We start from the raw sequence: 26125 nt of genomic DNA on the forward strand, positions 1-26125 counted from the left end.
CCCTCCCGGATCTGCCGGCGTCAGACCCGTCTGATCCGGTCGGCCGTGACCGCGATCGGCTCCGCGTAGTGGAGTATCGGGTCGCCGTCGGGCCGGTCGAACCCGTTCGCCGCGAACAGCGTGTTCGACCGGATCTCCGCCGTCGCCGGACGCAGCGTCCACGGCTCGTGGTCGATCTCGCCGACGTACAGTCGACCGCCCTCTCCCGCGGTGTAGAAGCGGTAGTTCTCCAGCAGGAACGCCGGCAGCGACCCCGGTTCGGGGGTGAACGCCTCGCCGGTCGGCGCGTACGTCGCGTCGAAGCGAGCGTGCGGGACGCCGCGGTGGACCCGTCGGCTCGTGAACCGGACGGAGCGCCCGTCGGCTGCGTCCCCGTCGCCGTGCCGAACGTCGGCCGCGCTCCCGTCGCCGTGCCGAACGTCGGCCGCGCTCCCGTCCCCGTGCCGAACGTCGGTCTCGGCCCGGTAGTACGGCAGCCGGAACAGGCCGCGAGCGACCGCCACGCCGAGCCGGTCGTCGGCGTCGAGGCTGTGGAAGTAGACGCCGGGTCCGTTCGGTCCCTCGACGTACGTGCGGAGGTTGAGTTCCGGGAACGACAGCCCCATCGGCACTCCCCGCGGGCGGATGTCGTCCATCACGAACGGGACGACGCCGAGGTACGCGTCGCCGTCATGGGTCGCCACGTCGAGCCCGTCGGGGAGCGCCGCCGCGACGACCTCCGGGTCGACGGGCCAGTGGGCGAACAGTCCGTCCCGCCACGTCATCTCTAACCAGCGGCGACCGATCATATCGGACGTAGGGGTTCTGTCGGCATAACCCGCACGCCGGCGGTTTCGGGCCGTCGCCGCTCGCACGTTCTGGCGGCGGTCTCGGGCCGTCGGCGCTCTCACTCCGGCGGCGCGTCGACCGCATCCGGTGCGTCCTTCCACTCCCCGAGCCCGGAGGGGTCGAGGTGGACGTGGACGTCGCCGACGTCCTCCAACCCGCGGAGGCTCGTGACGAGCTCCGTCTCCACGTCGTGGGCCTCCCGGAGGGTCATCGCCCCGTCGACCTCGACGTGGACCTCGACCTCCAGGTCCGTCCCGTCGTAGAACACGGTGAGGTCGTGGACCCCCTCGACGGCGGCGTGGTCGCGGAGGGCGGCGACGACGCGGTCGCGGTCGCCCGGTGGCGGCGCGGCTCCGACGAGGTACGTGACGTTCTCGCGGCCGATCTCGATCCCTTGGTACACGACGAGAGCGCTGACGAGCGCCCCGGCGACCGGATCGAGGACCGGGACGTTCAGTAACACGCCGAACACGCCGACCAGGGCGGCGACCGTGGTGTAGATGTCGTTGAGACTGTCGACCGCGAGGGCGTCGAGCGCGGTCGACCCGAGGTCGGCGTTCACCAGTTCCGTGTACCGGTACAGCAGGTACATGTCGGCCATCGCGAACAGCAGCGCTCCGACGAGGAGGGGGCTCGGCCGCACCTCGACCGGCCCGACGAACCCGAGCACCGACTCGCGCAACAGGAGCAGTCCGAGGATCACCACCGTCGCGCCGACGAACAGCGCCGTCAGCGGTTCGATCCGCTGGTGGCCGTGCGGGTGCGTCTCGTCCGCGCTCTCGTACCGCGAACCGCCCCAGACGAACACGACCGCGCTGGCGACGAGGTCGGCGACGGAGTGGGCGGCGTCGGCCAGGAGCGCGACGCTGCCGAACGCGAGTCCCGTCGCCCCGACGACCGCGATCTTCACCGCGTTGCCGACGACGTTGACCGCCGCCGCCCGCTGGAACCGAGCGCGGTCGCCGCTCCCGAAGGGGCTCAACATATCCGCCGATGCGACCGCGGCCCTGTTAAGCGTCCCGCGTCGCCGCGGCTTTTGCGCTCCCGCGTCGCGGCACCGTCGGAGCCCCGTCTCGGAGGGCCTCCCGCGCGCCTCGCCGTCGATGTCGTCCTCGGTCGGAGACTCCGTCGTAACGCCTAAGACCGAAACGCTCCTCGGTGACGGTAATGAATCACGATCTTTTCGCCCGAGGTGGTCCCGGTGGGCGTCGAAATTAAGGAAACGGAGGTGAGCGACGAGGATTTCAAGGAGATGAAAGGGTTCGTCCGCGACTACCTCGCGGCCAGCGTCGAGAGCGAGGACGACGGCGGACGCATGCGCTGGTACCCGTGGCACTCGTCGTCGTACCGGTTCAACCACATCCTCAACGTCGTCGACCTCGCGACCGAGATCGCCGAGGCCGAGGGGGCGGACGTCGACGTGGTCCGCGTCGCCGCCGTCTTCCACGATGTCGCGAAGCTGGAGGCCGAACAGGACGTTCACGCGGAGGCCGGCGCGCGCGTCACCCGCGAGTACCTCCAGAGCCGCGGCAACTACCCGGAGTCGTTCATCGAGGAGGTGTGCGGGGCCGTCGTCGATCACTCGTACACCGGCGACCTGGCGGCCGTGCCCTTGGAGAGCCGGTGTCTGATCGAGGCCGACGTGCTCGACAAGGTCGGCGCGAACGGCGCGGTCCTCATGCTGTTGCGGATGGGGTACGAGTCCCGGACCCACATGGACTCCGCGAAGATGGTGGACCGCGTGCTCCAGCGCGCGTACGACCACACCGAGCGCGTCGTCTCCGACACCGCCGAGAGCATCGCACACCAGCGCATCAAGCGCGTGAAGTGGCTCCGCGAGTGGCTCGAAGAGGAGGTCTCTCACATGGACGCCGAGGGAGTCACCGACCGCTGACCCTCTCAGTTCCCGCCGCCCGACTCGGCTGCGTCCGGATCGACGCGTGGTAACACCGTTTCGAGGTACCGGTCTATCCCCGTCCGCGACGGCGTCGTCCATCCTCTGTCACCGGTGGTCGCCCACCGGAACATTCCGCCGGTCGCGAACGTCTGGAGTGTCGCCGCCACCTCGCCGGGGTCGACCGCCTCGCCGCCCGGTCCGGCGGTCTCCGTCGACTCGTCGTCGCGTTGTGCCTCGGTCGCGGCCTCGCGGACGAGGCGTTCGAGGTACGCGCCGAAGACGCGGTCGCTGCGGTCGAAGTGGTCGCGGTACGCCGCGTCGCTGGCGGCCTGTGCCCGTAGCTCCGTCATCACCGTGACGAACTGCGCGTCCGGCGCGTACTCGTCGTTGAGCGAGTCTGGATCGACCGCGGCCGTGAGGTAGCCGTCGAGCTGGTCGCGAGCGGACCGGTCGAAGGCCGCCTCGGGGGCTATCTCGGTTCTTTCGCCCGCGGTTCCGTCTCTACACTCTGACGGCTCGTCGCCCTTCGACGGCGCATCTCCCTCCGACGACTCCGCGCTCCCGTCCGCGATGGATGCCTCGAACTGGTCGAGCAAGTACTCCAACAGGTCGATCAGCAGCTCGTCTTTCCCGTCGTAGTGGTGATACACGAGCGACGGGCTCTTGTCGAACTCGTCGCCGATCCGCTGGATCGTGACGTTCGCGTACCCGTGTTCGCAGAGCGCGCGGAACGCCGCACCGAGGATCGCCTGCCGGGTGTCCGACGGCTCCGCGAACGGGTCGTCCATACGGACCCGTAGGCGAGTGCGTTATATACCACTCCTGATTGAACGTTTATTCAACACGCTTATTTCTCGGGGCTCCGAGCGGACCGTATGACTCGATCCGACGCGTCACGGCACGATCGGTCGCCGCGTGCGACCAGACCCTCCCGGAAGGCCGGCGGAGGCGATCGATGAGCCGATCGACGCGGCTCGCGACGGTCGGACTCGCCGTCGTCGCCGCGGCTGCGCTCCTCGTCGGGGTCTCGCTCGCCGGCGCGGCGGCGGCGAACGCGGACGCGTCTCTCGACGGCGGTCACGCCGCGCTCTCGGGCGTCTCCTCCGGGGCCGCGGACGGCGCGGTCGCGCAGACGGGATCGGAACCGACCGACAGACAGATCCGCGGTTCCCCCGTCTTGGACCTCTTCGTCTCGCAACGGTCGGTGCCCAGCGGCGCGGAGTCGACGGTCACGGTCGACATCGTCAACACCGGCGAGATGACGATCGGCAACCAGCTCGATTCCCGGGTGACGACAGCTCGCGGACTCACCCTCGAAATCGACGACGGCGACGTACCGATCGACGTCGAGGACGGCGAGATTCCGGTCGGCGACGTGCGTACCGACGCCAGCCCGGTCTCCGTCCCGCTCGACGTGACCGTGCCCGACGACGTGCCTGACGGAACGTACGAGGTGGAGGCGACCGCCCGCTACCGGTACACCTTCGAGGTCATCCCCGAGTTCAACGACCACAAGGACCGTCGGGGGATCGAGGACTTCGACCTGACCATCGTCATCGACGACGGCGCGCGCTTCGCGGTCCTCGAAACGGACACCGACGCGCAGGTGGGCGGCAGCGGCGACGTGACGGTCACGATGGCGAACGTGGGCGACGAGACCGCCCGCGACGCCGTCGTCTCGGGAACGACGACCAGCCCGGGCGTCCAGCTCGGGTCCGGCGGGAGCGGCCAGTCGTTCGTCGGCGACTGGGCACCCGGGGAGAACCGGACGGTGACGTTCGAATCGACCGTCAGCGAGGCGTTCGGCGAGGGCGCGTACGCGCTCTCCTCGACGGTCGACTACCGGGATCCGAACGGGGTCGACGCGACCGCGGCCGCCGCGCGCGCCGGCGTCGTTCCGATCCCGGAGCAGTCGTTCTCGCTGAGCAACGTCTCGGGGACGCTCGAAGTCGGGTACTCCGGGACGGTCTCCGGTACGCTGACGAACGAGGGACCGGTCGACGTCGAGGACGCGGTCCTCGTCGCCGACTCCGGAAGCGACCGCGTGAGCCTCGGCGAGAGCCGGTACGCGCTCCCGACCATCCCGGCCGGCGAGTCCACGGAGTTCTCCTTCGACGCCGACGTGAGCGGGAGCGCCGACCCCGGCCCCCGGCAGTTCCGCTTCACCACCGAGTACGACAGCGGCGACGCGACGGTCGCCGTCGAGGAGACTCGCCGCGTCGAGGTCGCCCCGCGGCAGCCGGAGTTCGAACTCGACGTCGAGAACGCTACCGTCCCGGCGGGCGGGACCCAGCGGATCGACGTGGAGATCACGAACCGGCGGCCGGAGACGCTGTCGTCGATCAACGCCGGCCTCTACGCCGACAGCCCGCTGACGACGGTCAACGACGAGGCGTTCGTCGACGAACTGGAGCCGGGTGAATCCAGGAACATCTGGTTCGAGGTGTCGGCCGCCCCGGGCGCGAGCGTCGAGGACCACCCGATCGAACTCGACTTCCGGTACGACGACGAGCGGGGCAACGACCGCATCTCGGACGTGACGCAGGTCCCGGTGTCGGTGACCGCCCCCGTCGACGACGGCGGGACCCCGCTCGGACTGATCGCCGTCGTCGTCCTCGTCGTCGTCGCCGCGGCCGGCGGCGCGGTGTGGTACCGACGGCGGTGATCCGATGACGGGACACGCCACCTGCGGAGACGGGGAACGCCCCCGGTCTCGGCGACCCGTGACGGCGCGTAGACGCCGGACAGTGACGCGAGAGAGGCCGGGACGCCGGACAGCGGGGCGTCGGTGACCGCAGTCGACCGCCTCATCGAGCGGATCGACCGCCTCGTCACGGAGCGACCGGTGGCGGTTCTCGCGGTCTTTCTGCTCGTCACCGTCGTCTTCGCCGGCGGCCTGACCGGCATCGAGACCAGCGCGGGCGCGGACCAGTTCACGCAGGACATCCCCGCCCAGCAGGCGCTCGACGACATCGACGAGGAGTTCGAGACCTCGATCGGCGGATCCGCGACCTCCGCGCAGGTGATCGTCTCCGACGACAACGTCCTCTCCCGCGATGCGCTGGTCAGGACCTTGGAGACCCAACACCGGCTGGAGTCGCGCTCGGCGCTCCGGGTCGCGTCGACGTCGAGCCACGCGGATGCGATCGCGCGGCAGCTGGACCCGGCGGCCGAGAGCCCGGCGGAGCGCCGCGACGCCGTGACGGAGGCGACGCCCGCCGAACTGCGGACCGCAGTCGCCGACGCGGACGCGGCCGGCGCGGTCGCGCCGCAGGTGTCCGTCGACTACAACCCCACCGCACAGCGGGCCGGCACCGCCATCGTGGGGATCACCTACGACCTGCCCGACGCGGCGACGACGGCGCGGGTGACGGAGCTCCAGACCCGCAGCGTCGACGTCGTCGACTCGGTCCCGGGCAACGAGGCCGGGGAGAACGCGATCCTCTTCGGCGACGGCGTCCTCCAGTCGGAGATCACCGCGCTGTTGACCGACACCGCGATCATCGTCTTCCCGGCGGCGCTGGTACTGATCGTCGGGTTCCTGATCTTCGCGTATCGCGACCCGATCGACATGGCGATCGGCATCTCGGCGCTGCTCGTTTCGCTCCTCTGGACGTTCGGCTTCATGGGGTACGCCGGGATCCCGTTCTCGGACTCGCTCGTGACCGTCTTCCCGCTCCTGCTCGCGGTCGGGATCGACTTCGGGATCCACATCGTCAACCGCTACCGCGAGGAGCGCGCGACAGGGACCGGGATCGGGGCGTCGATGCGGACCACGACCGACCAGCTGCTCGTCGCCTTCCTCCTCGTGACGATCACCACCGTGTTCGGACTCGTCTCTAACGTGGTGAGTCCGTTCGACCCCAACCGCGACTTCGGGATCGTCGCGGCCGCCGGGATCGTCTTCACGCTCCTGATATTCAGCGTCTACCTTCCGGCGGCGAAGGTCCTCGCCGACCGGTGGCGCGAGCGACTGCCGATCCCGAAGTTCGGAACGACCGCGCTCGGATCGGGCGGCTCGCGGCTCGCGCGCGTCCTCCACGTCGGCGTCGACCTCTCCCGTCTCGCCCCGGTCGTCGTCGTCGCCCTCCTCCTCGTCGGCGGCGCGGCCGGCGGCGCGTACGGCACCGGCGTGAACACGGAGTTCTCGGAAGAGGCGTTCTTCCCCGACCAGGACCGGCTAGAGACGTACGCCGACCTGCCGGAGCCGTTCGCGCCGACGGAGTACACGTTCCTCGACGTGTTGACGCTGTTCGAGGAGGAGTTCGAACAGAACTTCGGCGGGTCCGTGACGCTGTACGTCGACCAGTCGGTCAGAGACGACGACGCCTTAGAGCTGATCGACCGGACCATGCGGAACCCCCCCGAGACCTTCGCGACGACCGACGAGCGCCGCGCGGCCGCGACGAGCGTCGTCACCGTGATCGACGACCGGGCCGCACAGGACCCCGAGTTCGCCGCGGTGGTCGAGCGCAACGACCGCCTCGGCAACGGCGTGCCGGACCGGAACGTCGACGAGGTGTACGACGCGCTCCTCGACTCCCCGGCCGAGACGCAGGCGCGCGGCTACGTGGCCGCCGACCGCGGTAGCGCGCGGATCGACTACACGATCCGACCCGGCGTCGACAACTCCGAGGCGGTCGCGGACGTGCGCGCCCTCGCCGAGCGCACCCCGCTCGAAGCCGTCCCGACCGGCTCTCTCGTCGTCAACGAGGCGGTGATCGACCTGTTGACGGAGTCCGCGATCCGCAGTCTGTTCACCGCCTTCGGACTCACGGCGCTGTTCTTGGCGCTGTCGTACGCGTACCTCGAAGGGAAGGCGGTGTACGGCCTGTTGAACCTCGTCCCCGTCCTCGTCACGGTCGGCCTGCTCGTCGGGTCGATGCGACTGCTCGACATCCCGCTGACGCCGATCAACGCGCCGATCCTCTCTGTCTCCATCGGACTCGGCGTCGACTACACCGTCCACTTCGTCCACCGGTTCGTCGACGAGTACAAGTCGGGGCTTCCGGTCGACGAGGCGCTCGACGTCACCATCGCCGGGACGGGCGGGGCGCTCACCGGCAGCATGCTCACCACCGTCTCCGGGCTGGGCGTCCTGTGGCTCGCGGTGATCCCCCTGCTGCGCGACTTCGGCGTCCTGCTCGCGCTGGGCGTGTTCTACGCGTACCTCTGTTCGATCCTGCTCGTCCCGTCGCTCGTCGTCGTGTGGGACCGGTACGGCGGCTACGTCGGACTCGGTCTCGACGGCGGACTTCGGGAGTCGAGTGCCGAGGGCGGTCGCTGACGGTGTATCCGTTCTCGGAGTTCGGTAGCGGCCGACGAGACGATCCGACGGGGCGGCTCAGCCGACGACGCCGACGACCAACTGGACGGTGACGAGGACGAGGAACGCCGCGCCGGTGGCGAGGGTTCCGGCGGCGACGCCGTGCGCGTTCCCGAGCCCACGGCTCCGGGTCGCGAAGTAGGCACCGAGGAAGACGAAGCCGACGAGCAGCAGTCCGACGATCAAGTACGCGACGTTCACCAGCGTGCCCGCGAGCGCCTCCGGGATACCGAAGCTCCCGACGCCGAGGAGGATACTCCCGCCGACGAGGACGGTGACGCCGACGAACGAGACCGCCCACACGACCGGCGTCCGAACGAACTCGCCGAGCGTCGCGACGACGGCCTCGTAGCGTCCGCCGCTCTCGTCGCGGCCGGGAGCGGACCGCTTCCCTCCGATCTCGGCGACTGCGACGAACGTGGCGACGACGAGCAGGCCCATCAGGCCCGTGCTCAAGAGGGTGAGTGATGTCATGGATATCCGTTATTGGGACCTCCGTTCGCGCGTACAAATACCCTTCGACGCGTTGTTCTCTGCCCCATCGTTCCGGCGTCTTTCGCCCTGTCGTCCCGACGTCTTCATCTCTCTCGCCTGGCGCGCGCTTCGTCCCCCTCTCGACGGTCCACACCGCGGCTCCGCTGGCTGACTCCGGGGGGTCGACACCGGCGCGAAACCGGGTTCTCTACCGTCGATCGTCCGCCCCGCTACACAAGAGATAAGTGTGCCATCGCTAAGGGAGAGACAAGGGCAGACAGACGAACATGATAGATCCAGTTATCCTACAACAGGGGAGCGACTGGCGCGCACAGGCGGAGATCTTCGACGAGATCTTCTTCGTCTTCCTCGCGCTCGGTACGCTCGTCGGCACCATCGTCGTGTCGTACACGCTGTGGAACGTGTACAAGTACCGCGACGACGGCGATCGATCGGACGAGAAGTTCGATGCGCCGACGGTCGGTGAGCTCCCGACGGGACAGGGCGGTCCGAAAGCGAAGAAGCTGTTCCTCTCGTTCGGGCTGAGCGCCATCGTCGTCATCAGCCTCGTCGTGTACGCGTACGGGCTTCTCCTCTACGTTGAGGACGGGCCGAGCGTTCAGGACGACGGGGACATCGAGATTCTCGTCGAGGGACAGCAGTACGGCTGGGTGTACGAGTACCCGAACGGCCACACCGAACGGGGTGAACTGATCGTTCCGGCCGATCAGCGGGTCGACCTCAACATCACGTCGAGCGACGTGTGGCACAACTTCGGCTCGTCAGACTTGCGGATAAAGTCCGACGCCATCCCCGGAGAGTACAGCGAGACGTGGTTTAAGGTAAGCTCTGAGGATATCGAGGCACAAGGCGGGGAGGCGACCTACCGCGTCGAGTGCTTCGAGCTATGCGGTCCGGGTCACTCCCAGATGAAGGGCCAGGTTACGGTCATCCCGCAAGACGAGTGGGAGGAGTGGTACGCGGGCACCGGTAACGGTTCCGAGAGCGCCAGCATCGAGAGCACCGGCGTCGCGTTCGACGCGCCCTCCGCGGGCGGGGTGAGCGCATGAGCGGACTTCCGCCGACGACCTCCGTCAAGCGGTGGTTCGTCACGACCAACCACAAGGACATCGGTATCCTCTACACGATCACCGCACTGTTCTTCCTGCTGTTCGGCGGCGTGATGGCGCTTCTCATCCGCCTCCAGCTGTGGGACCCGACGAGCCAGATCCTCTCCGGACTGGCGTACAACGAGGCGGTCACCGCCCACGGGCTGATCATGGTGTTCTGGTTCCTCTCGCCGTTCGCGTTCGGGTTCGCGAACTACTTCGTGCCGCTTCAGATCGGTGCGGACGACCTCGCGTTCCCGCGGCTCAACGCGGTGTCCTACTGGCTGTACCTGTTCTCGGGCGTCCTGCTCGCGATCAGCTTCTTCCAGGGCGGTACGCTCTCCGCCGGATGGACGATATACGCCCCGCTCAACGTGCCGATGTACACGCCGAGCATCGGGTCGACCGGTGCGGTACTCGCGCTCGCGATGTTCGTCACCGGCACCACGGCGTCGACGGTGAACTTCCTCACGTCCATCCATCACTCGCGCGCCGAGGGGATGGGGATAATGGACATGCCGATGTTCACCTGGTCGATGCTTGCGACCGTGTGGATGATGCTGTTCGCGTTCGCCGCGCTGCTCGCGGTCGGACTCATCCTCGCGGCCGACCGCGTCCTCGGCAGCGTCTACTTCTCGGCGACTGAGGGCGGCTCCCTGCTGTGGGGCCACCTGTTCTGGTTCTTCGGCCATCCGGAGGTGTACATCGTCTTCTTCCCGGCGCTCGGCGTCATGCTGGAGCTGTTCCAAACGTTCTCCGGGCGGCGGCTCGTCGGCCGGAAGTGGGTGATCATCTCCATCTGTCTGATCGCCGTCCAGTCGTTCCTCGTGTGGATGCACCACATGTTCCTGACGACGATCAACCTGGAGATCAAGACGCTGATGATGGCCACGACCATCGGGATCTCGCTCCCGTTCGACCTGGTCGTCTTCTCGCTGATCTACACGCTGATCAAGGGGCGGATACAGTTCACGACGCCGTTCCTCTTCGCGTTCGGCGCGCTGCTGCTGTTCATACTTGGCGGCATCACGGGCGTCTTCCTCGGTGCCATCGTCCTCGACTACGAGTTCCGCGGCACCTACTGGGTGGTCGCGCACTTCCACTACGTGATGTTCGGCGGGGCGACGGCGCTGTTCGGCGGGGCCTACTACTGGTTCCCGAAGATAACCGGGAAGATGTACGACGAGTTCCTCGGGAAGCTCCACTTCGTGGTGTTCTTCCTCGGGTTCAACGCCGTCTACTTCTCGATGTTCCTCGGCTGGGAGACTCCCCGCCGGGTGTTCGAGTACAACCCCGAGTTCCAGATCTACCACCAGTTCGGGACGATCGGCGCGTTCGTGCTCGGACTGTCCTTCTTCATCATGTTCTACAACTTCGCAAAATCCTACGTCTCCGGCGAGCCGGCCGGCGACAACCCGTGGGACTACTCGCGGACGGCGGAGTGGGCGGTCTCCTCGCCCCCACCGCTGGAGAACTGGCCGAACCGGCCGTCGTACGCCTCCGGGAAACTGGAGTTCGTGAAAGACTTCGTGCCGGACGGCGGTCCCGCGATGAAGACCGACGACAACGGCGACATCGCCACCGACGGCGGCGACAGCCACTCGGCGCACATCTCCGAGTACCCCTACTGGGACAAACACGCGAGCCACGCGAGTATCTGGCCGTTCGCGCTCTCGTTAGCGCTCGGGATCACGCTGTTCGGCTTCTCCGGCTTCGCCGACGCGGTCACAGTCGTGCTGGGTGACAGCGCCATGCAGAGCGAGGTTCAGATCTCGAACGCGCTCTACCCGACCGCGATCGTCGTCGGTCTCGTCGGGCTCCTCTACACCGGCGTCAAGTGGGGCCTAGAGGACTTCTACGCCCCGCCGACCGAGTTCGCCGAGCGCTGGCCGTTCAACGGCGTCGAGAAGGTGAAACTGGGGATGTGGTTCTTCCTCGCCTCTGACGTGATCGTCTTCGGCGCGTTCATCTCGGCGGCCGTCTTCGTCCGCTACAACGCGGGCTGGATGACGTGGTCGCCGCTGACCGAGTCGCTACCGGGGCTGATCAACACGTTCGTCCTGATCACGTCCTCGTTCACGGTCATCCTCGCGCTGGTCGCGGCGCGTCGGAAGAGCCGGCAGGGCCTGCTGGCGACGCTCGGAACGACCATCCTGCTCGGGTTCACCTTCATGGCGATCAAGCTGTGGGAGTGGAACCACGAGATATTCGACCGCGGCGTCACCATCTCCGCGAACGCCCACGGCGACCCGATCCAGGCGTCGATCTACTACGTCACGACCGGGCTCCATGGGATCCACGTGCTGCTCGGCTTAGTGATCGCCCTCTTCCTGTTCGTCAGGGTGTACCAGGGCCACTACCTCGACGACGAGCGGCCGATAGAGTACTTCGGCCTCTACTGGCACTTCGTCGACATCGTCTGGGTGTTCATCTTCCCGCTGTTCTACCTCTTCTGAGGGGGCCAGCGGTCCCGTTTTCTCCGTTCTCGCTTTCCTACTATCTCACCTTCCGCGTCACGACGCGTCTTCTCCGCCCAGCGGCTCCGCACACCACTGACAGAAGTCGACCGTCGGGTCAGTCTCTTTCCCACACTCCGGGCAGCGAACGGTTCCGTCGGCGTCCGCCGCATCCGTCGACGCGGCGTCCGGGTCGCCGTCGACGCCGACGGACGCCGCCGAAGCGTCGGCCGCGCGGGCCGCGTCGCGCTCCCGCTCGTACTCCCGGTTGTTCCTGCGGGCTACGACGTACGCGTCGATCACGCTGGCCCCGACGACCGCCGCGGGGGGCGCGAGGTCTCGGACCGGCGGGAGGTTCCCAGAGAACGCGGCGGTGACCGCGCCGTCGGGGACGAACAGGAAGACGGCCGCGGTGACCGCCAGATACCAGCCGAGGGCGCGGGCCCACCGACGGAGGTACGCGTGGCCGAGCCCGGAGACGACGAGTGCGAGCAGGGCGGCGAGCCAGGGTCGCCGCAGCGAACGGTCGGACATGCGCTGCCGTACGGGCCCCCGGCCCGAGAAGCTACCCCTCTCTCGGCGCGTCGTCGCTCCTCTTCTCGGAGCGTTTATGTCGCGGACGCGCCGAACTGCGGTATGTTCGGTCTGCCGGCCGGCGAGTTCCTCGGCGGAATCGCGATCGCGGTGTTCGGCGTCGGGACCTGGGCGATCGGTCTCGGTGTCGCCTACTTCCTGTACCGGCGGTGGCGCGGCGACGGCCCCCGGAGCGAGGAGTAGCAGCGCCCGTCTCTCGGCCGCGAGCGATCCGGCGTCCGATTCGGCCACGTTTTTTACCTCGCTCGTCCGATCTCGGGTATGACGGACACTGCGCTCGTCGTCGGCGGGACTCGGTTCATCGGCCGCCACACGGTCGGCGAACTGCTGGCACACGACTACGAGGTGGCGATATTCAACCGCGGCAACCACGAGAACCCCTTCGCGGAGAACAACCGCGTGACCCACGTCGAGGGGGACCGGAAAGACGAGACCGCGCTGCGCGCCGCGAAGCTGTCGGTCGAACCGGACATCGTGATCGACTGCGTCGCCTACCAGCCGGCCGACGTGGAGACCGCCACGGAGATCTTCGCCGACGTCGACGGGTACGTGTACATCTCGTCGGGGTCCAGCTACGCCGCCGAGGAGATCCCCAAGCGAGAGGGCGAGACGCCGCTGGAGCCGTGTACCGACGAGCAGGCGACCGACGACTCCGGCGAGACGTACGGCAACCGGAAGGCCGAGGGCGACCGCGCGGTGTTCGCGGCCGCCGAGGAGGGCGTCGCGGCCACCGCGGTTCGCCCGTGTATCGTCTACGGGCCGCACGACTACACGGAGCGGCTCGACTACTGGATCGACCGCGTACTCACGCACGACCGCGTGGTGATCCCCGGCGACGGACAGAACCTCTGGCACCGGGCGTACGTCGAGGACGTCGCGAGCGCGCTCCGGATCGTCGCCGAGCGCGGCGAGCCGGGCGCGGCGTACAACGTCGGCGACAGGCGCGCACTTACGCTCGAAGAGACGGTAGAGACGATCGCTGACGTCGCCGGGGAGGACGTCGAAGTCGTCCCGGCGAGCGACGACGCGCTCGCCGCCGGCGGCCTCGAACCCGACGACTTCACGCTCTACCGCGAGTACCCGCACCTGCTCGACACCTGTGCGCTCGCGGACCTCGGCTGGAAGTCGACGCCGGTCGACGAGGCGATGGAACGGACCGTGACGGAACACCGCGAATCGGGTCGCGACGGGAGCAAGTGGGACCCCGGCCGCGAGGCCGAGGAGCGCGTCCTCGGCGTCATGGACACGCTCTGAGACGGCGGGGCCGTCCCGACGGACGTGACAGGGTTGTCCCAGCGGACGCGCCGGAGTCAGTACGCCGCGTCCCAGCGCGTGGGTTTCCGCCGGTTCCCGCAGTCGCGACACTCCATCCGGTCCATGGTGTCGATCGCGACGTCGGTCCCCTCACAGTTGCCACAGAGGTAGCCGTACCGCCGCTCGTGGTCCGGGTCGGCGTACGCGACGTAGAAGGGCGCTCGCGACCCGCGGTCGCTCTCGTCGAACGCGACGTGGACGGAGTCTCCCGCCTCGGTCTCGTAGACGGCCTCGGAGATGCCCGCGAGGCGGCCGATCTGCTTGCGGTACTCCCGTTCCGCGAACCGCTCCCCGCCGATGTCGACGTCGCGTTCGCCGGCGAGTTCGTACCCCTCGCGCTCGTAGAACGCCGTCCCCGCCTCGTTGTCGGCGAGGACGCGCGCCTCGATCCGGTCGACCTCCGCCGACCGGAGGGCGGACTCGACGCGTTCGAGCAGCGCGGAGCCGATCCCGGACCCCCTGTGGTCGGGGTGGACGTGGAGCCAGTCGATCTCGCCGACGCGCTCGCGGCGGCCGACGACGTAGCTCTCCGCGAACCCGACGACGACCCCGTCCACGAGGGCGACGGGGAACACCGCGTCGTCGTCGTTGATGTCGTCCCCGAGGTCGCCGGCGTCGTACCACTCCTCGACGGCCTCGTCCAACAGTTCCTCGTCGACGGCGTGTCCGTACGATGCCGCGAGCGATTCGCGGGCGACCGACCGGACCGCGTCGATATCGGTAGCGGTTGCGGCGCGCAGGTCCATGTGGGTCGGTCTCACTCCGACTACAAAAAACTCGGTCGGGATTCCACGTCGGCGACGCGCGGGGACAGGAGACAGCCGTGGCCCGGCAGTCCTCAGAGCACGAACGGGCCGCGCTGTCTGATCGGCTCGCCGTGGGGGCGTCCCGAGACTGCGACCGCACGCAGCGAATCCTCGCTGCGGACGTCGACCGTCGCCGCCTCCGTCACCGGAAGCACGTCGCCCTCGGCGATCGCCGCGCCGTCGACCGTCCCCGCACCGTCTACGGCGTAGAGGAAACCGGTCCATCCGTCGGGAACGGACCACGCCCACGAGTCCGTGACCTCGATGTCGAGGTACTCCACCGGCGTGTGCGTCGAGAGCGGCGACCCGTCGCCGACGACCGTGGTGACCGTCGCCCCGTCGAGCGTCTCGGTCGGCAGTTCGTCGGCCGCGGCGTCCGCGTAGTCCGGCTCCATCTCCTTCCGCTCTCGCGGCAGGTTGATCCAGAGCTGGAGTCCGTTACAGCCCGCTCCGTCGGCCGGGAACTCGGAGTGGCGGATCCCGCCGCCGGTCGTGATGTGCATCGCCTCGTTCTCGCGGGCGGTGTTCGTGACGCCGAGGCTGTCCTCGTGGTCCATCCCGCCCTCGATCATATACGAGACGATCTCGAACCCGCGGTGCGGGTGCATCGGGAACCCTTGGTCCGGCTCGATGTAGAACCGCTCGAAGAGGACGAACGGGTCGAGGTGCTGCGGGTGCGCCCCCGTCGGAAACGCTCGATTCGAGTTTACGCCCGTGCCGTGGCGGACCGGCTCGCCGGAGACGGGAGCCGCTCGGTCCGCACTCGGCTGACTGGAAGTCATGTTCGACCCGAGCCGACCACAGCCGATAAGCATCACGATTACGGAACTGAGAAATTATCAATAAAAATTGGTATTTCTTGATAAAACGCTTCAGGTAGTCTTTTAAGCTAATTTAGTAGGTTTTTATCATAGCAGTATTTTTACTGGAACGCGTTACAGAGAACCTTCTTACCCGTGCCGCGAGTACAATGGGACGCAACAATGAGCTACGAACTCGATCCGCTGCCGTACGACTACGACGCACTGGAACCGCACATTTCCGAGCAGGTGCTCGAATGGCATCACGACACCCATCATCAGGGGTACGTCAACGGTTGGAACTCGGCCGAAGAGACGCTCGAAGAGAACCGTGAGTCCCACGACTTCTCTTCGTCCGGCGGAGCCATCCGCAACGTGACCCACAACTCCTCGGGCCACATCCTCCACGACCTGTTCTGGCAGAACATGTCGCCGGAGGGCGGCGCGGAGCCCGAGGGAGCGCTGGCCGACCGCATCGAGGAGGACTTCGGCTCGTACGAGGCCTGGAAGGGCGAGTTCGAGGCGGCGGCCTCCGCGGCCGGCGGCTGGGCACTTCTGGTGTACGACACGTTCTCGAACCAGCTTCGCAACGTCGTGGTCGACAAGCACGACCAGGGCGCTGTCTGGGGCGGTCACCCCATCCTCGCGCTGGACGTCTGGGAACACTCCTACTACCACGACTACGGTCCGGCTCGCGGCGAGTTCGTCGACAACTTCTTCGAAGTCGTCGACTGGGAGGAACCCTCCAGCCGCTACGAGCAGGCCGTCGAGCTGTTCGAGTAAGCGCGTCTCCGGGCGCGCCCGACGCGTAGTCTGACGCGTCGTTGAGCGCACCCGACGCGCCGTCTCCGCTCCGTACGTCTCGGCCGCCGCCGACGGAGCGGAACTGTGGGCGTCGGCCCTCTCTCTGCGGTTTTCGACTCGACCCGACCTGACTCGACTCGGCGAGCGGCGGCGCTCCGGCGACGAGCGTTACTGCGCGTCGCGTTCGGGGCCGTCCGTCTCGACGACCGTTCCGGACTCGTCGACGCCCACGCGCATCTCGTCGCCCGCGCAGCCGACCGTCAGCCGCACGCGGAGCGGGTCCTCGGAGACGACCGTCGTCGCGGCGTCGCTCACGCACCAGTCGAACTCCCAGAACGGTACCGAACTCAGATCGACGCCGCGGTCCGCGTGGAACCGGAGGACGTCGGGGTCGTCGAGCAGCAGGAGGCCGACCGTCGACCGGAGGTCGTAGCTACACCGTTGGCAGGCGTGTTCGACCGCGACAGCCTGTCCCTCCTCGTCGGGCGTCCGCACGAGGTCGGTCTCGACGGTTCCGGTACACTCGGGACAGACGCCGTCCGCGGCCAGACAGTAGTGGTGCCGGACGTAGTGGTGGAACGCCTCCAGCAGGTCGTCGGTAGACCGGCCGTCGAGCGCGCCCGCCGGGAAGGGGTAGCTCACCTGTATCGCGCCGCAGTCGGTACAGCCGATGGAGAGCGTGTCGTCGACGTACCAGGCGTGGAGGTCGCCGCCGCAGGCGTGACACGACCCCTCCGCCGGGAAGAAGCCGAGCTGCGCCCGCTCGGTCAGCGTGCCGGTGAAGATGGAACTCACCACCTTCCGCCCCGGTGCGCGGAACTCGTACCCCTCCTCGCGCCGCCGGACGAAGTGACCGATGAGCTGGTCGAGGTGGTAGCTGAAGTTCGCGCTGTCCGTCGCGTCGACCCGCTCGAAGAGGTCGGTAAAGCTCACCGGCGACTCGTCGCCGCCGAGTTCGAGCAGCGCGTGGAGGACCTCGACCCGCGTCTCGTTGCCGAGGACCGCGAACACCTCCGCGGGCGGGATCCGCGATTCCGTCCGGGGAGTCGCGGCCGCGGCGTCGGCTCCGTCGATGCGATCCGCGCGGTCCCCGTCGGAGGCGACGCCGCCGGATCGGTCGAACTGGCTCATACGTCACCCTCGTTTACCGAGCGGTAAAGTCTGTTGGAGCGGGTGGGACGCCGGCGCTCCCTGCCGGCGATCGATCCATCGAACCGGACGCAATCGCCGCTACCTCTCCCCTCTTTGCCTTTTCTACCGTTTGGTAAACTGTAATGACTACCGACCTATCGATCGACGCGGACTGGGACGAACTCTACGTCGACGGCGAGTGGCGGGCGAGCGAGAGCGGCGAGACCATCGCCGTCGAGGACCCCTCGACGCGCGAGACGGTGACCGAGGTGGCCTCGGGAACCGAGGCCGACGTGGACGCCGCCTACGAGGCCGCCGCCGAGGCGCAGGAGTCGTGGGGCGAGCAGCCGCCCGCGCACCGGCAGGAAGTTGTCGAGCAGTTCCTCGGCGCGCTCGACGCCCACGCCGACGAGATAATGGAGCTGCTGGAGTACGAGGTTGGCGGCTCGGCGATCATGGGTGAGACGTCGATCCAGATCGCGGCCGACCACGCGAGCGAGGCCGCGACGCTCCCCCGCCGGATGAAGGGCGAACACGCCGCCTCCAACATCCCCGGCAAGGAGAACCAGCTTCAGGTGGGCCCCAAGGGCGTCGTCACGGTTATCTCGCCGTGGAACTTCCCGCTGAACCTCTCGATGCGGGCGGTCGCGCCGGCGATCGCGGCCGGTAACTCGGTGGTGCTCAAGCCGTCGACGAACTCCCCGATCACCGGCGGCCTGCTGTTCGCGAAGCTGTTCGAGGAGACCGACCTCCCCGAGGGCGTGATCAACGTCGTCACCGGCCGCGGCTCGGAGATCGGCGACCGCGTCGCGAGCCACCCCGAGAGCGACGTCGTCGCCTTCACGGGCTCGACCGAGATCGGCAAGCGCGTCGCGGGCCTCGCCGGCGAGAACCTCGCGGTCCCGGCGATGGAGCTCGGCGGGAACAACGCGCACGTCGTCACCGCGGACGCCGACCTCGACCGCGCGCTCGACGGGGCCGCGTTCGGCTCCTTCGTCCACCAGGGGCAGGTGTGTATCTCGATCAACCGCCACGTCGTCCACGAGGACATCTACGACGAGTACGTCGCGGGCCTCGTCGACCGCGCCGAATCGCTGCCGGCCGGCGGCGTCCACGACCCGGAAACGATCGTCGGGCCGATCATCGACGAATCGCAGCGCGACGAGATGCTCGGCTACGTCGACGAGACGGTCGACGCGGGCGCGACGCTGGAGACCGGCGGCCACACGGTCGACGTCGACGGCGTCGACGACTCGCTCGTGGTCGCGCCGACGGTCCTCTCGGGCGTGACGAACGACATGCCCGCTGCGGCGAACGAGCACTTCGGCCCGATCGCGCCCGTGATCCCGTTCTCGGACGTCGACGAGGCGGTCGCGATCGCCAACGACACGGAGTACGGACTCTCCGGGGCGGTTCACTCCGGCGACCTCGGCACGGCCAAGGAGATCGCCGACCGCATGGAGACCGGCAACGTCCACATCAACGACCAGCCGATCAACGACGAGGCGCACGTCCCGTTCAGCGGGATCGGCGCGTCCGGCGTCGGCCACTACAACAGCGACGCGTTCTTGGACGAGATCACCGAGACGAAGTGGATCTCGATCCAGCACGACCCGCGCGAGTACCCGTTCTGAGGGCACGGACCGATTCCGATCCGGCCCGTCTCTCCCGCCTCAGACGGACCACTCCTCCCGGTCGTAACACATCCCCCAGAACGCGTGTTCGAGCCGGGCGCTCCGCAGGAACGCCGCCCGCATGGCGTCGCGCTCGCCCGGGTACGCCTCCCCGTACCGGTCGACGAGTTCGCGCATCCACGCGACCGTCTCGCGAAACGCGTCGCTCGTGTACTTCTCGATAAACGGGGTGTACCGGTGCTCCCCGCTTGCGAGGTCGGCCATGTGGTCGGCCACGTCGAGATACCCCTGTCCGCACGGGTAGACGGCGGCCGCGATCTCCGCGATCGATCCCTCGTGGGCCGTCCGCACGAGGAAGTCCGTGTACGCGGCGCAGGTCGGTGCCTTCTCGACGGCTTCCAGGTCCGCGGGCGAGAGCCCGTACTCGGCCGCGAACGACCGATGGAGGTCCATCTCGTCCGCGAGGGTGGCGTGCGCGGTCCCCGTCAGCCGCCGGGTCGTCTCTTCGTCGTCCGCCGCCGCCCCCGCGAGCGCGAACACGCGGGCGTAGTCGAGCAGGTACCGGTAGTCCTGTTTCACCCAGTGACGGAACGCCGCCTCGTCGAGGCTGCCGTCCGCGAGTTCGACGACGAACGGGTGTTCCTTCTGCGCGTCCCAGATCTCAGATCCGGCGTCGAGGAGTCGGTCGCTGAACGCCATAGACGACTCACTATCGAAGTGCGACCGTGATATAACTAACTAATACCACTAATTAATACACAGGGAAGCGGAGGATCACGGGTGTCGAGAGCGACATCGAAACGGATCACGGCGACGACGAGACCGCCAGAGAGGCGTCGAAAACGGGTCAGGTGACGGAGAAAACGAATCGGAACAGCGGTGCGTCCGCGAGTCGGTGCGACGACGGCGCGTCTACGAGATGGAGTACGTCGCGGCAGCCATCAGCAGCATGGTGAGCGCGAGTGCCATCCCCATCAGGTAGGTCAGCGAGCGGTTCTCCGACCGGAGGTGCATGAAGTACGAGACGATGAGCAGCGTTTTGACCGTCGCTATCACCAGCGTGCCGGCGACCGCCTGTGCGTAGGTGAACTCGACGAACGAAGACTCAAAGAGGAGGAAGTTCAGCGTCGCCGCTACCAAGAGTGCGACGTATATCGCCGAGTACAGTTTTACGGAGTCGTGCCCCATCTTGCCTTCCTCTTCGTCCCTGCGCTTAAAGAATTAACCATCCGGGGGTCGTTTGCGTCGACCGAGCGGGCGCGGCTCCGTAGTCGTCGTCACGGATCCCGAAACGCCTATGCCCGCGACGGTCGGACGTTCGGGCGGTCGCAGTACACGACCGGTATCCCGCCGTGACCCCGCTCGAACCGACGGACGATCTGCTCGAATCGCTGTACGTCGTCAACAAGGTCGCGAAGCAGTTCGCCGACGAGGCGACCGCCGCCTACGAGCGCGGCGACGTCACCGAGAGCAACGTCCGATCGGCGCGAAAGGACGCGCTCTACCGGCTCAAGACGGCCGTCCTCTCGCGTATCGTCGCGTACGACGCGGAGCGGGTCACCGGCGAGTACCACGCCATCAACGGCGACGTGTGGCTGTTCCTCACGGTCGGCGACTGGCATTTCCACCAGCCGCCGCACGCGATCGGCGGCGACCTCACCGACGACATCGAGATCTCGAACTCCCGGGCGGAGCCGCTCGACGCCCCCTACGTGCGCGACGCCGGCGTGGAGCGCTCGGACCGCACGCTCGACGAGGCGCTCGCTCACCTGGCGGACGCCGGCGTCAACGCCAACGACCACCTCGCGCGGCCGACGGTCACGGGCGAGCACGACCGGATCGTCGACGTCCGCTGGTCGTTCCTCTCGTGAGTCTCCGGTGACTCTCGCGCCGTCGGAAAAAATCGCGTTCGCGTCCCGAACCCGTCCGCGGTGTGCGGATCAGGCCTCGACGACTTCGATCGCGCCGAGCATCCCGTTCGCCGAGTGCGGAGTGCACTCGTAGAGCTGGATGCCGGTGTTGTCGAACGACTGCTCGAAGGTGTACCCTTCCTCGCTGACGGTTTCACCGTTGTCGAAGTCGGACTCGGAGTCCTCCACGGAGGCCACGTTGTGGCCCCCGCCGTTCCCGGTCCACTCCCAGACGACGGTCGTGCTGGAGTCGATCCGGATCGCCGCCGGCGAGAATCCGAAGCCGACGTCGCCGGTCCCGACCTCGACGGTGACCTGGTCCTGTCCGGTGAGGTCCTCGATGGACCCGTCGTACTGGTTGGCGTCGGCAAGGTACTCGTCGATCTCGGTCGGCACGTCGCCACCGTCGCCGCCGTCGGACCCGTCACCGCCGTCCGAGCCGTCGGACCCGTCGCCGCCGCCGGAACAGCCGGCGAGCGTCCCGATGGTCAGCGCGGCTCCGGTTCCGGCGAGATACCGCCGTCTGGACAGTTTATCAGACATCATCGACTGTAGGGGCTGTAGCCTTACAAACCCCGTGATGGCTCTCGGTTCGTGGGAACGCGGCGGGGCGCGCGACGCGACCGATCCCGCCCGAAGCGCCGCTCGGCGTGCGCCGCCGAGAGTCGGGTTTATCGCCCTCCGTCTCGTCCCGGGATCCATGCGCGAAGACGCGCTGGCGACCCGGCTCGTCGAACACTACGAGGCGACGGCCGACGACCCGGCGATCCGGCTCGAAGAGCCGTACGAGGCGGACGGGCGAGAGGGGGTGGCGGATCTCTTCGTTCGGACGCGGACGCCCGAGCCGGTCGACCGCGTGGTCGAACTCAAGGCGGACGCCGCGGTCCGCCGCGCCACCGGCGCGAACGAGATCCTCCGGCAGTACCGCCGGATGGAGCGGTACTTCCACGACGACGACCGCCACGCCCTCCGACCCAAGCTGGGCCGCAGCGAGCCGGGCGCTCGCTACCTGCTGTGTTTCGCGCCGACGCCGACCTGCGTCCACCACGTCGCGGTCAACCGCACCCTGTACGGCTCCGTCAACCCCGACGCGCGGGCCGGCGACGTGCCCGCGGTCCGCACCGTCGCGTTCCTCACCGGACTCGACGGCGACCCCGCGGACCTCGGTCTGGTGTCCGTCAACGGTGAGGTCCGCTTCGGGTCGGAGCCGTTCCTCCGGGCGGTCCCCGAGGGGTCGCGGCTCGCGGAGAGCCTGCGCGGCGTCGACGACGACCTCGTGGAGTTCTCGTGACGGCCGGTGCGGCGACGCCACCGATCGCGTGGACCGCTCAGAGGCCGAGTTCGCGCCCGATGACGACGTGTTGGATCTCGCTCGTCCCCTCGCCGATCTCCATCAGCTTCGCGTCGCGGTAGAACCGCTGCGGGGCGAAGTCGGTCGTGTAGCCGTAGCCGCCGAGCGTCTGAACCGCCTCCTCAGCCACTTCGCGGGCCGCCTCGCTGGCGTCAAGCTTCGCCAGCGCCGACTCCTTCGTGACCGACTCGCCCGCGTCGTACCGCGTGGCCGCCTTGTGCGTGAGCAGCCGTGCCCGCTCGATCTGCCGGTACATGTGAACGATCTTGTCGCGGATCGCGTCGAACTTCGCGATCGGCCTGCCGAACTGCTCGCGCTCGCCCGCGTACGCCTCGGCGGCCTCGTAGGCCCCCTGCGCGAGCCCAACGGAGAGCGCGGCGATGGAGATCCGACCGCCGTCGAGCGTCTTCATCGTCTGTGTCCACCCCTCGCCCTCCTCGCCGAGCAGGCGGTTCTCCGGGAGCCGCACGTCGTCGAAGGCGATCTCGCATGTCGGCGAGCTGTTGAGTCCCATCTTGTCCCAGACGGTCGTCACCTCGAACCCGTCGTCCTCGTCCGGGTCGACGATGAACGTCGAGATGCCGTCGTACCCCGCCTCGGAGTCGGTGACGGCCTTGACGAGGATCGAGTTCGCGACGTTCGCGTTCGTGATGAACTGCTTGGTGCCGTTCAGCACGTACTCGCCCGCGTCGGCGTCGTACTCGGCGGTGGTGTCCATGTCCGAGGCGTCGGAGCCGCTGCCCGGCTCGGTGAGCGCCCACGCCCCGATCCCCTCGCCCTCGGCGAGCGGGCGGAGCCACTCTTCCTTCTGTTCGTCCGTGCCGAACAGGTCGATCGGCTTCGCGCCAAGCGAGGTGTGCGCGGCGTACGAGAGCCCGATCCCGCCGGAGACGCGCCCGAGCTCCTCCGTGATCAGGGCGTACAGCAGCTGGTCGCCGCCGAGTCCGCCGTACTCCTCCGAGACCGGGACGCCCATCACGTCGAGCTCGGCGAGCGAGTCGAACACCTCCTCGGGGAACCGGTGTTCGTCCTCGATCTCCTGTGCGATGGGGGCGATCTCCGACTCGCAAAAGTCCCGGACGGTGTCGCGCATCATCCGGTGTTCGGCGGGTACCTCGAAGTCCATGCGCAAGAATTGCGACCCGCGGGCATAAACGATGCGAACGACCGTGAAAGATCGTGTCGCGTTCCGTCCGCCGTCGACCGCGAGCCGACGACTTATGAAGCGTCGCCGCGTTCCGCCGGTATGGAGTTCCGGCAGCTCGTCCGCGGTCGCGTCGACTGGCCCGACATCGAGCGGGTCGCGCGCGAGCTGGCGGAGCGGTACGACCGCGACGGGATGCGGATCCGGTTCCTCGACGCCGACAACTGGCTGTCGACCCCGATGGTCGTCGACGACGACCTCTTCGTGAAGGTGATCACCCGACAGAACACGCTCGTCCACGCGCTTTTCACCACCGGGCGGAACCTCGGCGCGTTCTCGGCCGGCACGGAGGGGTTCTTCGAGCGCCACGAGACCCCCTACGAGATGGCGCGGCACGAACTGGAGGCGACCCGGCGGGTCCGCGAGCTGGGAGTCCACGCGCCGGAGCCGGTCGAGGCGTTCGAGGTCGGCGACCTCGGCGTCCTCGTGTTGGAGTACCTCCCCGAGTTCCGTACCCTCGGCGAGTTGGACAGGGAGACCGTCGCTCGGCTCGCGCCCGAACTGTTCGCGACGCTGCGGACGGTCCACGACGCCGGCCTCGCGCACGGCGACCTCCGCGCCGAGAACGTCCTCGTCGCCGACGAGGAACTGTACGTCATCGACGCGACCCGCGTGAGCGAGGACGGTCGGGAGTCGGCGCGGGCGTACGACCTCGCGAGCGCGCTCGCGGCGCTCGAACCGCTGGTCGGCGCGGCTGCGGCCGTTGACGCGAGCCTGCGCAGTTACGACGTCGACGACCTCCTCGCCGCCGAGCGCTTCCTCGACTTCGTCGCGATCCGCCCCGACCACGAGTTCGACGCGGCGGAGCTGCGCGGCGAGTTCGACAAGCGGGCCGACGGCGAGCGGCGAGCCGGGGACGGACCGCACGCGGGCTGATCGACGCGGGGCCGCCGACGGAGAGGTGATTTTTTACCCGGACCAGCAAATATTGCGTCCATGGCGCAGCCGTACCAACACTACATCGACGGCGAGTGGGTCGACGGCGACGGGTCCGAGACGTTCGAAAGCGAGAACCCCGCGACGGGCGAGTCGCTCGGGGAGTTCCACCGCGGGACCCCCGACGATGTCGACCGCGCGGTCGCCGCCGCCGACGAGGCGTTCGAAGAGTGGCGCGAGCTCTCCCGGATCCAGCGCGCGGAGTACCTCTGGGACGTGTACCACGAGCTGCGCGAGCGCACCGACGAACTGGGCGCGGTCGTCTCGAAGGAGTGCGGCAAGGAGATCTCGGAGGGGAAAGCCGACGTGGTCGAGGCCGCGCACATGGTCGAGTGGGCCGCCGGCGACGCCCGCCACCCGAAAGGCGACATCGTCCCCTCGGAGATCCCCTCGAAGGACGCGTACATGCGGCGGAAGCCCCGCGGCGTCACCGGCTGTATCACGCCGTGGAACTTCCCGGTCGCGATCCCGTACTGGCACATGGCCATCGCGCTGGTGGAGGGGAACACCGTCGTGTTCAAGCCGGCCGAGCAGACGCCGTGGTGCGCGCAGATCGTCGCGGAGATGTTCGACGACGCGGGGATCCCCGACGGCGTGTTCAACATGGTTCAGGGGTTCGGCGACGCGGGCAACGCGATCGTCGAGAACGACGACGTCCCGACCGTCCTCTTCACCGGCTCCGCGGAGGTCGGCCACCACATCCAGGACAAGCTCGGCGGCGTGCCCGGCAGGCGGGCGGCCTGCGAGATGGGCGGGAAGAACGCGGTCGTCGTCACCGAGGAGGCCGACCTCGACGTCGCGGTCCACTCCGCGGTGATGTCCTCGTTTAAGACGACCGGCCAGCGCTGCGTCTCCGCCGAGCGACTGATCATCCACAGCGACGTGTACGACGAGTTCACGTCGCGGTTCGTCGAGATCGCGGAATCGGTCGCGGTCGGCGACCCCCTCGACGAGGACACGTTCATGGGACCGCTCGTCGAGGCGGAACACCACGAGAAGGTCACCGAGTACAACGAACTCGCCCGCGAGGAGGGCGTGAACGTCCTCGTCGACCGGACGGAACTCGACCCCGAGGAGATCCCCGACGGCCACGCGGACGGCCACTGGGTCGGCCCGTTCGTCTACGAGGCGGACCCGGACGCCGACCTCCGGTGTACTCACGAGGAGGTGTTCGGCCCCCACGTCGCGCTCCTAGAGTACGACGGTGACATCGAGCGCGCCGTCGAGATCCACAACGATGTCGACTACGGACTGGCCGGCGCGATCATCTCCGAGGACTACCGGCAGATCAACTACTACCGCGACCGCGCCGAACTGGGGCTGGCGTACGGGAACCTCCCGTGTATCGGCGCTGAGGTCCAGCTCCCCTTCGGCGGCGTGAAGAAGTCCGGCAACGGCTACCCCTCCGCCCGGGAGGCGATCGAGGCCGTCACCGACCGCACCGCGTGGACCCTGAACAACTCGACGGAGATCGAGATGGCACAGGGGCTCTCGGCCGACATCAAGACGAAAGACGACTGACGCCGCGGTCCCGGCGGCTTCTCCGCGTCA

The 26125-nt window shown here is 68.2% G+C and carries 25 protein-coding genes; 13 read left to right on the plus strand and 12 right to left on the minus strand.

What is annotated here, in order from left to right:
* Positions 1-20: 20 nt before the first annotated feature.
* Together QOL69_RS14250 and QOL69_RS14255 are read right to left on the minus strand one after the other, a co-directional pair.
* Positions 21-788, minus strand: a complete 768-nt coding sequence (locus tag QOL69_RS14250) for a YqjF family protein (protein WP_283403691.1) — start codon at positions 786-788, stop codon at positions 21-23.
* Between the two features lie 98 nt (positions 789-886).
* Positions 887-1813, minus strand: a complete 927-nt coding sequence (locus tag QOL69_RS14255; protein ID WP_283403692.1) for a cation diffusion facilitator family transporter — start codon at positions 1811-1813, stop codon at positions 887-889.
* 207 nt (positions 1814-2020) lie between these two features.
* Here QOL69_RS14255 and QOL69_RS14260 point away from each other — a divergent pair, with 207 nt between their 5' ends.
* On the plus strand, positions 2021-2722 hold the full coding sequence (locus QOL69_RS14260; protein WP_048076723.1) for an HD domain-containing protein: 702 nt from the start codon (positions 2021-2023) through the stop codon (positions 2720-2722).
* Between the two features lie 5 nt (positions 2723-2727).
* On the opposite strand, the gene QOL69_RS14265 is transcribed toward QOL69_RS14260, so the two are convergent.
* Entirely contained in the window at positions 2728-3513 is a 786-nt protein-coding gene (locus tag QOL69_RS14265) for a TetR/AcrR family transcriptional regulator (protein ID WP_283403693.1), read from the minus strand.
* A gap of 167 nt (positions 3514-3680) precedes the next feature.
* On the opposite strand from QOL69_RS14265, the gene QOL69_RS14270 reads away from it, so the two are divergent.
* Together QOL69_RS14270 and QOL69_RS14275 are read left to right on the plus strand one after the other, a co-directional pair.
* Positions 3681-5390, plus strand: a complete 1710-nt coding sequence (locus QOL69_RS14270) for a COG1361 S-layer family protein (protein ID WP_283403694.1) — start codon at positions 3681-3683, stop codon at positions 5388-5390.
* A 123-nt stretch (positions 5391-5513) separates the two neighbouring features.
* On the plus strand, positions 5514-8012 hold the full coding sequence (locus QOL69_RS14275; RefSeq protein ID WP_283403695.1) for an efflux RND transporter permease subunit: 2499 nt from the start codon (positions 5514-5516) through the stop codon (positions 8010-8012).
* Between the two features lie 57 nt (positions 8013-8069).
* Here QOL69_RS14275 and QOL69_RS14280 read toward each other — a convergent pair whose 3' ends face one another.
* Positions 8070-8492 carry a hypothetical protein gene (locus QOL69_RS14280; RefSeq protein ID WP_283404249.1) on the minus strand — a complete coding sequence of 141 codons (423 nt, stop codon included), beginning with the start codon at positions 8490-8492 and terminating at the stop codon, positions 8070-8072.
* 320 nt (positions 8493-8812) lie between these two features.
* Between QOL69_RS14280 and coxB the strand changes: the two genes are divergently transcribed.
* Positions 8813-9595 (plus strand): cytochrome c oxidase subunit II, encoded by a 783-nt coding sequence (gene coxB / locus QOL69_RS14285; protein ID WP_283403696.1) that lies wholly within the window; start codon positions 8813-8815, stop codon positions 9593-9595.
* Complete coding sequence (locus tag QOL69_RS14290; protein ID WP_283403697.1) at positions 9592-12090, plus strand: cbb3-type cytochrome c oxidase subunit I; 2499 nt, start codon at positions 9592-9594, stop codon at positions 12088-12090. Before coxB ends, QOL69_RS14290 begins: the two co-directional genes overlap by 4 nt.
* A gap of 57 nt (positions 12091-12147) precedes the next feature.
* On the opposite strand, the gene QOL69_RS14295 is transcribed toward QOL69_RS14290, so the two are convergent.
* Positions 12148-12624, minus strand: a complete 477-nt coding sequence (locus tag QOL69_RS14295) for a DUF7575 domain-containing protein (RefSeq protein WP_283403698.1) — start codon at positions 12622-12624, stop codon at positions 12148-12150.
* Between the two features lie 102 nt (positions 12625-12726).
* Between QOL69_RS14295 and QOL69_RS14300 the strand changes: the two genes are divergently transcribed.
* On the plus strand, positions 12727-12867 hold the full coding sequence (locus QOL69_RS14300) for a hypothetical protein (protein ID WP_195155719.1): 141 nt from the start codon (positions 12727-12729) through the stop codon (positions 12865-12867).
* A 78-nt stretch (positions 12868-12945) separates the two neighbouring features.
* Positions 12946-13938, plus strand: coding sequence for an NAD-dependent epimerase/dehydratase family protein (locus tag QOL69_RS14305; protein WP_283403699.1), 993 nt, complete (start codon positions 12946-12948; stop codon positions 13936-13938).
* A 56-nt stretch (positions 13939-13994) separates the two neighbouring features.
* Here QOL69_RS14305 and QOL69_RS14310 read toward each other — a convergent pair whose 3' ends face one another.
* Together QOL69_RS14310 and QOL69_RS14315 are read right to left on the minus strand one after the other, a co-directional pair.
* Positions 13995-14744, minus strand: a complete 750-nt coding sequence (locus QOL69_RS14310) for a GNAT family N-acetyltransferase (RefSeq protein ID WP_283403700.1) — start codon at positions 14742-14744, stop codon at positions 13995-13997.
* A 92-nt stretch (positions 14745-14836) separates the two neighbouring features.
* Positions 14837-15586 (minus strand): pirin family protein, encoded by a 750-nt coding sequence (locus QOL69_RS14315; RefSeq protein WP_048076785.1) that lies wholly within the window; start codon positions 15584-15586, stop codon positions 14837-14839.
* Positions 15587-15787: 201 nt separating this feature from the next.
* Here QOL69_RS14315 and sod point away from each other — a divergent pair, with 201 nt between their 5' ends.
* Positions 15788-16387 (plus strand): superoxide dismutase [Mn], encoded by a 600-nt coding sequence (sod, locus tag QOL69_RS14320; RefSeq protein ID WP_283403701.1) that lies wholly within the window; start codon positions 15788-15790, stop codon positions 16385-16387.
* 189 nt (positions 16388-16576) lie between these two features.
* Here the strand turns inward: sod and QOL69_RS14325 are convergent, their stop codons facing one another.
* A complete protein-coding gene (locus tag QOL69_RS14325; RefSeq protein WP_283403702.1) occupies positions 16577-17539 on the minus strand; it encodes an ArsR/SmtB family transcription factor in 963 nt (320 codons plus the stop codon).
* A gap of 143 nt (positions 17540-17682) precedes the next feature.
* Here QOL69_RS14325 and QOL69_RS14330 point away from each other — a divergent pair, with 143 nt between their 5' ends.
* Positions 17683-19173 carry an aldehyde dehydrogenase family protein gene (locus QOL69_RS14330; protein ID WP_283403703.1) on the plus strand — a complete coding sequence of 497 codons (1491 nt, stop codon included), beginning with the start codon at positions 17683-17685 and terminating at the stop codon, positions 19171-19173.
* Positions 19174-19212: 39 nt separating this feature from the next.
* Here the strand turns inward: QOL69_RS14330 and tenA are convergent, their stop codons facing one another.
* Positions 19213-19872 carry a thiaminase II gene (tenA, locus tag QOL69_RS14335; RefSeq protein WP_283403704.1) on the minus strand — a complete coding sequence of 220 codons (660 nt, stop codon included), beginning with the start codon at positions 19870-19872 and terminating at the stop codon, positions 19213-19215.
* 213 nt (positions 19873-20085) lie between these two features.
* Positions 20086-20361: a cytochrome C oxidase subunit IV family protein gene (locus QOL69_RS14340; RefSeq protein ID WP_283403705.1), complete on the minus strand. Its 276-nt coding sequence runs from the start codon at positions 20359-20361 to the stop codon at positions 20086-20088.
* A 164-nt stretch (positions 20362-20525) separates the two neighbouring features.
* Between QOL69_RS14340 and QOL69_RS14345 the strand changes: the two genes are divergently transcribed.
* A complete protein-coding gene (locus QOL69_RS14345; protein WP_048076709.1) occupies positions 20526-21044 on the plus strand; it encodes a hypothetical protein in 519 nt (172 codons plus the stop codon).
* A gap of 69 nt (positions 21045-21113) precedes the next feature.
* On the opposite strand, the gene QOL69_RS14350 is transcribed toward QOL69_RS14345, so the two are convergent.
* Positions 21114-21626, minus strand: a complete 513-nt coding sequence (locus QOL69_RS14350) for a halocyanin domain-containing protein (protein ID WP_283403706.1) — start codon at positions 21624-21626, stop codon at positions 21114-21116.
* Positions 21627-21783: 157 nt separating this feature from the next.
* Here QOL69_RS14350 and QOL69_RS14355 point away from each other — a divergent pair, with 157 nt between their 5' ends.
* The gene (locus QOL69_RS14355) at positions 21784-22374 is read left to right on the plus strand and encodes a hypothetical protein (protein ID WP_283403707.1); all 591 of its coding nucleotides are present in this window, start codon (positions 21784-21786) and stop codon (positions 22372-22374) included.
* Between the two features lie 37 nt (positions 22375-22411).
* Here the strand turns inward: QOL69_RS14355 and QOL69_RS14360 are convergent, their stop codons facing one another.
* Positions 22412-23560 (minus strand): acyl-CoA dehydrogenase family protein, encoded by a 1149-nt coding sequence (locus QOL69_RS14360; RefSeq protein ID WP_048076704.1) that lies wholly within the window; start codon positions 23558-23560, stop codon positions 22412-22414.
* 120 nt (positions 23561-23680) lie between these two features.
* Here QOL69_RS14360 and QOL69_RS14365 point away from each other — a divergent pair, with 120 nt between their 5' ends.
* On the plus strand, positions 23681-24514 hold the full coding sequence (locus QOL69_RS14365; RefSeq protein ID WP_283403708.1) for an RIO1 family regulatory kinase/ATPase domain-containing protein: 834 nt from the start codon (positions 23681-23683) through the stop codon (positions 24512-24514).
* Positions 24515-24574: 60 nt separating this feature from the next.
* Positions 24575-26095 (plus strand): aldehyde dehydrogenase family protein, encoded by a 1521-nt coding sequence (locus QOL69_RS14370; protein ID WP_283403709.1) that lies wholly within the window; start codon positions 24575-24577, stop codon positions 26093-26095.
* Positions 26096-26125: the final 30 nt, after the last annotated feature.

Source organism: Halorubrum sp. DM2, from assembly GCF_901686465.1.
Lineage (GTDB): Archaea > Halobacteriota > Halobacteria > Halobacteriales > Haloferacaceae > Halorubrum.